This is a genomic window from Kitasatospora sp. NPDC001132, assembly GCF_053598415.1.
The window spans coordinates 1-10,422 of sequence record NZ_JBSFKF010000073.1; the positions used below are offsets into that span (position 1 = coordinate 1).

Below are 10,422 nucleotides of genomic sequence, written 5' to 3' on the forward strand. Positions count from 1 at the left end.
CAGCGCTCCCCGGAGGCCGTCCGCCGGGAGGCCGCGCGGGCCGGCGCGGACCAGCGCGCCCGGGCCGGGGACGCGCTCGACCGGCTGGCCGGCGCCGTCCACCGGGCGGCACCCGCCGCCCGCGAGCTCTACCGCACCCGCACCGTGCTGACCGGCCTCGCGGTCAGCGCGCCCGCCGACCGGCTGCCCGCGCTGCGGGCGCTGCCGGGCGTCCGCGCCGTCCACCCGATCGTCGCCAAGCGGCGCGACAACGCCCACTCCGTCCCGCTGACCGGCGCCCCCCAGGTCTGGGCCGGCGACCGGGTGGCCGGCACCGGGCAGGGCATGCGGATCGGGATCGTCGACAGCGGCATCGACTACACCCACGCCGACTTCGGCGGCCCCGGCACCGAGGAGGCCTTCCGCTCGGTGGAGCGCGGCAAGCCCGCGCCGCCCGCGCTGTTCCCCAACGCCAAGGTCGTCGGCGGCAGGGACCTGGTCGGCGACGACTACGACCCCGACCCGGCCTCCCCGCACCACCAGCCGGTGCCGCACCCCAGCGACAACCCGATCGACTGCGTGCGCAACGGGCACGGCACCCACGTGGCCGGCACCGCCGCCGGGTACGGCGTCACCGCCGACGGCCGCGCCTACACCGGTCCGTACGGGCCCGGGCTCGACCCGGCCGGCTTCCGGATCGGCCCCGGCACCGCTCCCGGCGCACAGCTGTACGCGATCCGGGTGTTCGGCTGCGACGGCTCCACCGACCGGGTCACCGAGGCGCTCGACCTGGCGGCCGACCCGAACGGGGACGGCGACCTGAGCGACCGGCTGGACGTCGTCAACCTCTCGCTCGGCAGCCACTTCGGCAGCACCGACGACACCGACGCCCTGGCCGTCGACCGGCTCGCCGAACTGGGCACCGTCGTGGTCGCGGCGGCCGGCAACGACGGCGACGTGTACGGCATCGGCGGCAGCCCCGGCACCGCCGCCCGGGCGATCACCGTCGCCGCCTCGGTGCACGGCCACGCCGACGTGGACGGCGTCACCGTGCTCGCCCCCGCCGCCCGGGCCGGGGTCGTCCCGGCGCACTGGAGCGAGCGCTACCGGGGCTGGTCCACCGCCGACGTCAGCGGTGAACTCGCCCTGCCCGTCGACCAGTCGGACGGCTGCGCGGACTTCGGCGAGGCCGACCGGCAGCGACTGAAGGGGAAGATCGCGCTGCTCACCTGGCGCACCCGCGAAGCCGACCGGGCCTGCAACTCCGGCCCGCGCGCCGACCACGCCGCCGACGCGGGCGCGATCGGGGCGCTGTACGCCGCCGACTCCGACCACCTCGCCGAGATCTCCGGCAACGACCGGATCCCGGCCGCGCTGCTGGCCCGCGCCGACGGCGAACGGCTGCGCCAGGCCGCGGCCGCCGGGCCGGTACGGGTCAGGCTCGCCGCGCCCGGCAACACCCTGCACGCCTCCGTCGCCCAGGACCAGCCGGAGCGGGTCGACACCCTGACCGACTTCACCTCGCGCGGCATCGGCGTCCCGGGCGTGGTCAAGCCCGACCTGGCGGCCCCCGGCGAGAGCATCCGGTCCGCCCTGGTCGGCAGCGGCACCGGCGGCCGGCGCGAGAGCGGCACCTCGATGGCGACCCCGCACGTGGCCGGGCTCGCCGCCCTGGTCCGTGCCGCGCACCCGGACTGGCCGGTCGAGCAGGTCAAGGCCGCACTGATGAACACCACCGTGGACACCTTCCTCGGCGACGACCGCAGCGGGCCGGCCTACGGACCCGAGCGCACCGGGGCCGGGCGGGTCCGGGTGGACGGGGCGGTCCGCACCCCCGCCGTCGCCTACGCGGCGGGGGAGGGCGCCGTGGCGGGCGCCGTCGGGGTCTCCTTCGGGCCGGTCGAGGTGGCCGGGCCGACGGCGCGGACCCGGGAGATCGAGGTGCGCAACACCTCCGGCGCGCCGCTCGCCTACCGCACCTCGTACGCGGCGGCCACCCGGCTGCCCGGCGCCTCCTACCAGGTGACGCCGGCCCGGGTGGACGTCCCGGCGGGCGGCACCGCGCGGGTGCGGGTGACGCTGTCCGTGCCCGGGGAGCTGGGGCGCGCGCCCGACCCGACCATCGACACCGTGCAGGGCGACCACGCCCGCAGCTACCGGGGCGAGCTCTCCGGGCGGGTGCTGCTCACCCCGGTCGGGGACGGCACGCTGCCGCAGCTGCGGATCCCGGTGCTGGCCGCCCCGCGCCCGACCGGCGACCTCGCGGCGACGGCCGCCGTGCGCACCGCTGCGAGCGGCGCCACCCTGGTCGCCCTCGGCGGCCGCGCCGCGCCCGGCGAACAGCCGGGGCTGGTCAGCGCCTTCGCGCTCGGCGGCGAGGGGGCCCGCTGGCCGGACTGCCCGCCCGGCGGCAGCGACGCGGCCGTCGCGCCGGGCGCGGGCGTGCGGCCCGAACTCGTCGGGGCGCAGGCGGACCCGGCGGACGAGATCTGCGTCGAGCACCCCGGTGAGCGCTCCGCCGACCTGCGTGCGGCCGGTGCCGCCGTCGACGACGGACTGCTGTACGTGGGAGCGTGGTTGTGGGCGCCCGCGGCCACCCCGGTGGGGCTGTACGGGGTGCGGGTGGCGCTGGACACCGACGGGGACGGCAGCACCGACGTCGTCCTCAAGGCCGACCGGCTGTCCGGCAGCGACGTTCTGGTCTCCCGCGCGCTGGACGCCCGCACCGGGGCCGAGCTGGACGTCCAGCCGCTCAACGCCCACTGGAGCGACACCGACACCGCGCTGCTGGACAGCGACGTGCTGGTGCTGCCCGTCCGGCTGAGCGCCCTGCCCGGCGTCGCGCCCGGGCACAGCACCGTCCGCTACGGCGTGTGGACCGGCTACACCGGGGGCGGCACGCCGGACGTCGCCGAGGCCTTCTCGGCCATCGGGCTGAACGGCACCACCCCGTCCGTCCCGCTGGACGTCCTGCGGCCGGCGCTCACCGCGCGGGCCGGCCTCGACGGTCCGGCCGCGGTGGCGGCCCCGACGGGCCCCGGCGCCGTCCTCGACGTGCGGCGGGCCCCGGGCGACGCCTCGCGGCTCCTGCTGCTGTACCACCGGAACCCGGCCGAGCGGCGGGCCCAGGTGGTCGACCTGCCCTGACCCCCGGGCGGAAGGGGCGGCCCACCGGGACTCCGGCGGGCCGCCCCGTCAGGTACGAACGTTCAGGCCTCGGAGCTTCGGGCCGCCCGGCGGCGGTCGCCGCGCGGGGGGCGGGTCGGGCGGCGGGAGAGCCGGGCGAAGACGGCCACCAGGGCCAGGACGGCGGCGGTGGCGGAGGTGACGGTGAGGCCCTCGGTGAGGCCGGGCGGGCGGAACGCGCAGGCCACCCGGGAGGCGCCCCCGCCCAGCGGGACACCGATCATGCCGAGCACCGGGACGGGGGCCGCGTACCGGCCGCCGTCCACCGCGCAGGTCCAGCCGTCGGTGGCCGGCACGGAGAGCAGCGCGGTGCCGGTGGACCCGGCCGGGAGCGTCGCCGTCAGGGTGTGCCCACCGGCCTCCACCCGGGTGGCGCCGGTCGCGGTGAGCCGGGCGACGGCGGCCTCCAGGGCGCCGGCCCGCAGACAGCCGACCGGGCGGGCGGGGACCTGGCTCACCACGTCCGACCGCAGCGTCACCCGGACCACCCCGTCCGCCGGGACGGTCCCCAGCCGGTGGATCGGCACGGCGGTGGTGGGCTGCTCGCCGTCGCTGCGGTACTCGGTGCCGAGGCCGCTGACCGTGCCCCGGTACCACAGCCCGTGGAAGTAGGCCGTCCCGCCCGGCGTGCAGGCGGCCGTGAACACCGTGCCCTCCGCGCCGCCCGGCACCGACCAGCCGCTGGTGCCGTGCAGCGTGGGCGCCGCCCCGCCCGCCGGGACCGGCAGCGGGGCGTCGTACACCTGGCTGCCCAGCAGCGACTCCTGCCGGGCCCAGACCGAGGAGGTCTCCGTCCGGGCGCCCGGGGGCAGCACGGTGACCAGCGGCGGCGCGGCGACCGCCCGGACGGGCGCGAAGCCGTCCGGCGGGGGTCCGTCGTCGAGGTGGGTGCGGACGCCGAACAGCGCCTGCCCGACCGGGTCGGTGACGCTCGCGGTCTGCCGCCCGCCGGCCGTCCAGCCCGCGCCGAGGTCGTGCAGCAGCAGGGCGGTGACGGTCGGCAGGTAGCCGCTGAAGTAGCCGCCGCCCTGGCCGTTCAGCAGCAGCGGGTCGTTCGGGGTGAACGCGTGCGGGCCCGGGTCGCTGCGGCCGCGCGGCCAGTCGGCGGCCGCGCGCAGCGCCGCGTGCCCTGCCCGGACGGCCGCCGGGGAGACGCCGGCGGAGGGGGCCGCGCCCAGCGCCGCGTACCCGGACCAGACGGCGTTGCCCAGCACCGCGCCGCCGATCACCCAGGTGGCGAGGGCGTTCGCCCGCCGGTCGGCGTGCCGGCGGTCCAGCAGCCACAGCGCCGCCGACAGGACGGCGCCGCCGACGGCCAGCAGCACCCAGGTGGCAGGGCGCACCGAGTGCCGGCCCGCCGCCAGGCCCGCGATCACCGCCACCACGGCGGCGCCGCCCAGCACGGTCAGCCGGTCCGGGCGGTGCGCCAGCGAGACCCAGCCGGCCAGCACCAGCAGCCCGCTGAGCACGAAGGCCACCCGGTACGGCCCGCCGGCCGGGATCGCCAGGCCGTGCCAGACCAGCACGGTCGGGGTCCAGAGGAAGCCGGCCACCACCAGCAGCAGCGCCGCGCACCACAGGGCGCGCTCCCGGGGCCGTACCCGCCGGTTGAACGGCAGCCCGCAGACCACCAGCAGCCCGAAGACGCCGATCGCCACGTTCGGCAACTGCGGCCCGCCGTGGGTGGCGGGCAGCAGCCGGGCGAGGTGGCCGCCGACGCCGGACGGCCCGAGCGGCTGGACCGGGGACTCCGGCTGGGCCCGGCGGGCGGCCAGCACCGCGACGAACAGCACGGGGGAGGCGAGCAGCACCCCGGCGGCGGCCATGGTGACGGCCCGGCCGGTGGCCCGGACCCGCCGGCGCAGCGGGAGCGGGGCGGCGAACAGCCGGACGGCGAACAGGAGTCCGGCCGCCAGGGTGGCCAGCGCGGCGGTGTACAGGTTGCCGGCCCAGGCGAGCGCGACGCACAGCGTGCCGGCCACCCAGTGCCGCTCGCGCAGGCACCAGTCGGCGGCCAGGCCGAGCAGCGGCAGCGACACCAGGCCCCAGAGCCACATCGGGGCGGCCGCGCCGACGTCCAGCACCCAGGCGCACAGCCCGTACCCGACGGCGGCGAGCGCCCGCAGCCGGCGCGGGCCGGGGTGGAGGCGGCCGAGCAGCCGGGTCATCAGGGCGGTGCCGAGGCCGATGGTGGCCAGGGTGACCAGCAGGACGGCGAGCCGGCCCTGGTCGCGGGGGAGGAGCGCGGCGGGCCAGGAGAAGGGGTTCATCAGGTAGGCGAAGAAGTCCGCCAGGAACGGGGTGCCGTAGCCGCTGTTCCAGTTGAGCAGCAGGTCCCCGGCGGCCTGTCCGTGCAGCAGGTCCCACAGGTGGGCGTGGTACGGCACGGCCACCGCATCGGCCCCGGCCGGCCACCCCCCGCGCAGCGCCGCCGCCAGCCCGTACCCGCCCGTCGCCAGCCCGGCGGCACCCCCGCAGACCAGCACCTCCCGCCGCCGCTCGCCCGTCCGCATCCCGCCACCCTAAGCAGGCCGCCAGCGCCCTTCACGTCACACGCGCGCGCTCGTCCACGTCCATGAACCCGATCCCTCCTCGCACGGCCGCGTGATCGCGGGGATCCACCACAGGCAGTCGAAGGTCGACCAGTCGTTCGAGGTCGAGATCGACCTGACCTGACCGTCCGAATGGTGGACGTGAGGTGTCAGTACCTGGGACGGCGGAGTAGGGTCCGAGCATGTCTCGCACCATTCGTCTCGCAGTAGTCCCCGGTGACGGCATCGGCCAGGAAGTGGTGGCCGAAGGCCTCAAGGTCCTGGGTGCCGCGCTTCCCGCCGACGTGAAGCTGGAGACCACCGAGTACGACCTCGGGGCCCGGCGCTACCACCGGACCGGGGAGACGCTGCCGGACGACGTGCTGGCGGAGCTGAAGTCGCACGACGCGATCCTGCTGGGTGCCATCGGTGACCCGAGCGTGCCGTCGGGCGTGCTGGAGCGGGGGTTGCTGCTCAAGCTGCGGTTCGCCTTCGACCACCACATCAACCTGCGTCCGGGCCGGCTCTTCCCCGGGGTGAAGGGTCCGCTGGCCGGTCAGCCGGAGATCGACTTCGTGGTCGTCCGCGAGGGCACCGAGGGCCCGTACGTCGGCAACGGCGGCACGCTGCGCGCCGGGACGCCGCAGGAGGTGGCCACCGAGGTCAGCCTGAACACCGCGTACGGCATCGAGCGCGTGGTGCGCGACGCCTACCGCCGGGCGCAGGCGCGGCCGCGCAAGAAGCTCACCCTGGTGCACAAGAACAACGTGCTGGTGCACGCCGGGCACCTGTGGACGCGGATCTTCGCCGAGGTCGGCCAGGAGTTCCCCGAGGTCACCACCGACTACCTGCACGTCGACGCCGCGACCATCTTCTTCGTCACCCAGCCGGAGCGGTTCGACGTCATCGTCACCGACAACCTCTTCGGCGACATCCTGACCGACCTGGCCGCCGCCGTCACGGGCGGGATCGGCCTGGCCGCGAGCGGCAACATCAACCCGAGCGGCGAGTTCCCGTCCATGTTCGAGCCGGTGCACGGCTCGGCGCCGGACATCGCCGGCCAGGGCAAGGCCGACCCGACCGCCACGGTGCTGTCGGTCGCGATGCTGCTGGAGCACCTCGGCTTCGCCGCCGAGGCCGCCAGGGTCGAGGCCGCCGTCGCGGCTGACCTGGCCGAGCGCTCCGGCACCCGCAGCACCTCCCAGGTCGGCGACGCGCTCGCCGCCCGAGTATCCGGCTGAGGGGCCGGATCCCGAAGCGGAACTCCGGCCTGCGGGCCGGACCGCGCATAACCGCAGCTCGCGGCCCCGGAAATGGGGCGGACAGCTGTTCGGCACGGCCCTCTGGATGCGAGTATCGACAGTGGGCCGTGCCTTTGTGCGTTCATTCCGGTGGATTCCACCGAAACGTATCCGCGGCGGTGGCGGCCCTTACCAACCCACGGTGAAGGAAACAGCCATGAGCACGGCCACCCAGGCGCCCATCACGTTCGACCTCAAGCCCTCCGCCCACCCGCTGCCGGCAGCGGAGCGCGAGGCCCGGCTGACCAACCCCGGCTTCGGCCGGGTCTTCACCGACCACATGGTCACCATCCGGTGGACCGAGGGCGTGGGCTGGCACGACGCCCAGCTGGCCCCGTACGCGCCGCTGGAGATCGACCCGGCGAACATGACCCTGCACTACGGCCAGGCGATCTTCGAGGGCCTGAAGGCCTACCGCCAAGCCGACGGCTCCATCGCCACCTTCCGCCCGGAGGCCAACGCCGCCCGCTTCCAGGCCTCGGCCCGCCGCCTCGCGATGCCGGAGCTGCCGGTGGAGACCTTCGTCGAGGCCGTCGAGCTGCTGGTCCGCCAGGAGCAGGACTGGGTGCCGAACGAGCCGGAGCAGAGCCTCTACCTGCGCCCGTTCATGTTCGCCACCGAGGTCGGCCTGGGCGTCCGCCCGGCCGACTCCTACCTCTTCATGATCATCGCCTCGCCGGCCGGCGCCTACTTCCAGGGCGGCATCAAGCCGGTCTCGGTCTGGCTGTCCAAGGAGTACGTCCGGGCCGCCCCCGGCGGCACCGGCGCCGCCAAGTGCGCGGGCAACTACGCCGCCTCGCTGGTCGCCCAGGCCCAGGCCGCCGAGAAGGGCTGCGACCAGGTGGTCTGGCTCGACGCCGCCGAGCACCGGTGGGTCGAGGAGATGGGCGGCATGAACCTGTACTTCGTCTTCGGCGAGGGCAAGGACGCGAAGATCGTCACCCCGGAGCTGTCCGGCGCCCTGCTGCCCGGCATCACCCGCGACTCGCTGCTGCAGCTGGCCGCCGACCTCGGCTACGCGGTCGAGGAGCGCCGGATCTCCACCGACGAGTGGCAGCAGGCCAACGCCGACGGCACCCTCACCGAGGTCTTCGCCTGCGGCACCGCCGCCGTCATCACCCCGGTCGGCTCGGTGAAGTCCGCCGCCGCCGACTGGACCGTCGGCGCCGGCGAGCCCGGCCCGGTCACCATGGAGCTGCGCAAGGCGCTGCTGTCGATCCAGGGCGGCCAGACCCCGGACACCCACCGGTGGCTGCACAAGATCGTCTGATCACGCGCACCCCGCCGGTCCGCCCGCCCGGCCCGTCCGGCCCCGCCCGTTTCGCATCGCGAGACGGGCGGGCCGGATCCCGGGCAGCTGTGCCAGACTGCGGGCGTGTCCTCGCTTTCGCTGATTATTGGCAGCAGGCGCGCCGGTCCGCAGTGACCGCTTCCCGCACGACCCGATGCGGAGCGACCACGAGCGTCCAGACCCGCGCGCAGACCTCTCGCACCCGCGAGGGGTCTTTTTGCTTCTCCCGGACCGGCCGACGGCCCCCACAAGGGGCCCGGGGACACCGGGACCGCGCGCGGGATCATGGACAGTGGAGCCGGGACGGAAAAGTCCGGCAGAGCAGTACCAGCCTCCCCGAAACGGAGAACCAGGGGTCATGACCGAGGTCACCCGTACCGATGACAGTTTCCACGTGTTCGACACCACGCTGCGCGACGGAGCGCAGCGCGAGGGCATCAACCTGACGGTGGCGGACAAGCTGGCCATCGCCCGGCACCTGGACGAGTTCGGGGTCGGCTTCATCGAGGGCGGCTGGCCCGGAGCCAACCCGCGCGACACCGAGTTCTTCGCCCGCGCCGCCGCCGAACTGGAGCTGGAGCACGCCCGGCTGGTCGCCTTCGGCGCCACCCGCCGGGCCGGCGGCAAGGCCGCGGAGGACCCGCAGCTGGCCGCGCTGGTCACCTCAGGCGCCCCGGTGATCACCCTGGTCGCCAAGGCGCACGACCGGCACGTGGAGCTCGCGCTGCGCACCACCCTGGACGAGAACCTGGAGATGGTCCGGGACAGCGTCGAGTTCCTGCGCTCCCAGGACCGGCGGGTGTTCATCGACTGCGAGCACTTCTTCGACGGCTACAAGGCCAACCCCGAGTACGCCGTGTCGGTGGTCCGCACCGCGCACGAGGCCGGCGCGGACGTGGTGGTGCTCTGCGACACCAACGGCGGGATGCTGCCCGGCGGGGTCCGGGAGATCGTCGCCGACGTGCTCGCCAGGACGGGCGCCCGGCTCGGCATCCACGCCCAGGACGACACCGGCTGCGCGGTGGCCAACACCCTGGCCGCGGTGGACGCCGGGGCGACCCACGTCCAGTGCACCGCCAACGGCTACGGCGAGCGGGTCGGCAACGCCAACCTGTTCCCGGTGGTCGGCGCGCTGGAGATCAAGTACGACCGCCGGGTGCTGCCCGCGGGCCGGCTGGCCGAGATGACCAGGATCTCGCACGCGATCGCCGAGCTGGTCAACCTGACCCCCTCCACCCACCAGCCGTACGTCGGCTACTCGGCCTTCGCCCACAAGGCGGGCCTGCACGCCTCCGCGATCAAGGTCGACCCGGACCTGTACCAGCACATCGACCCCGAGCGGGTCGGCAACACCATGCGGATGCTGGTGTCCGACATGGCCGGCCGGGCCTCCGTCGAGCTCAAGGGCAAGGAGCTCGGCTACGACCTCTCCAGCGACCGGGACCTCGCCGGCCGGGTGGTGGCCAAGGTCAAGGAGCAGGAGAACCTCGGCTACACCTACGAGTCCGCCGACGCCTCCTTCGAGCTGCTGCTGCGCGACGAGGTGCGCGGCAGTCGGGACCGCTTCTACACCCTGGAGTCCTGGCGGACCATCAGCGAGCAGGGCCCGAACGGGTTCACCGGCAACGAGGCAACGGTCAAGCTGTGGGCCAAGGGCGAGCGCCGGATCGCCACCGGCGAGGGCAACGGCCCGGTCAACGCGCTGGACCAGGCGCTGCGTACGGCCCTGGAGGGCATCTACCCGCCGCTGGCCGGCTTCGAGCTGGTGGACTACAAGGTCCGCATCCTGGAGGGCCAGCACGGCACCGGCTCCAAGACCCGGGTGCTGATCGAGTCCACCGACGGCGCCGCCACCTGGTCGACGGTGGGCGTGGCCGACAACGTGGTCGCCGCCTCCTGGCTGGCGCTGGAGGACGCGTACACCTACGGCCTCATCCGGGCCGGCCTGGAACCCACCGAATAGCCGGCCCGAACACACCCGTGGCCCGCGGGACTTCGCAGGAAGTCCCGCGGGCCACCGGCATGGCCGAGCACCGCCGGTTCAGCGGAGTCGGGCGAGGAGGGCGTGTTCGACGAGGGTGATGAGGGCGCTCTTGGCGCTGTCGCGGCGTCGGGCGTCGAGGGTGATGACGGG

General features: G+C 75.4%; 5 protein-coding genes and 1 pseudogene. 4 read left to right on the forward strand and 2 right to left on the reverse strand.

Annotated elements, in window-relative coordinates:
* The coding region (locus tag ACWDBE_RS38835) for a S8 family serine peptidase (RefSeq protein ID WP_449810337.1) at window positions 1-3,126 on the forward strand (3,126 nt) is incomplete at its 5' end.
* A 62-nt stretch (window positions 3,127-3,188) separates the two neighbouring features.
* Here the strand turns inward: ACWDBE_RS38835 and ACWDBE_RS38840 are convergent.
* The gene (locus ACWDBE_RS38840; RefSeq protein ID WP_449810338.1) at window positions 3,189-5,678 is read right to left on the reverse strand and encodes a YfhO family protein; all 2,490 of its coding nucleotides are present in this window, start codon (window positions 5,676-5,678) and stop codon (window positions 3,189-3,191) included.
* Window positions 5,679-5,899: 221 nt separating this feature from the next.
* On the opposite strand from ACWDBE_RS38840, the gene ACWDBE_RS38845 reads away from it, so the two are divergent.
* From ACWDBE_RS38845 to cimA, 3 genes are all read left to right on the forward strand, one after another.
* Entirely contained in the window at window positions 5,900-6,937 is a 1,038-nt protein-coding gene (locus ACWDBE_RS38845; protein ID WP_449810339.1) for a 3-isopropylmalate dehydrogenase, read from the forward strand.
* A gap of 217 nt (window positions 6,938-7,154) precedes the next feature.
* Window positions 7,155-8,267 (forward strand): branched-chain amino acid aminotransferase, encoded by a 1,113-nt coding sequence (locus ACWDBE_RS38850; protein ID WP_449793130.1) that lies wholly within the window; start codon window positions 7,155-7,157, stop codon window positions 8,265-8,267.
* Between the two features lie 379 nt (window positions 8,268-8,646).
* A complete protein-coding gene (gene cimA, locus ACWDBE_RS38855) occupies window positions 8,647-10,251 on the forward strand; it encodes a citramalate synthase (protein WP_449793129.1) in 1,605 nt (534 codons plus the stop codon).
* 78 nt (window positions 10,252-10,329) lie between these two features.
* Here the strand turns inward: cimA and ACWDBE_RS38860 are convergent.
* Window positions 10,330-10,422, reverse strand: a pseudogene (locus ACWDBE_RS38860) (ATP-binding protein); the annotation flags it as partial.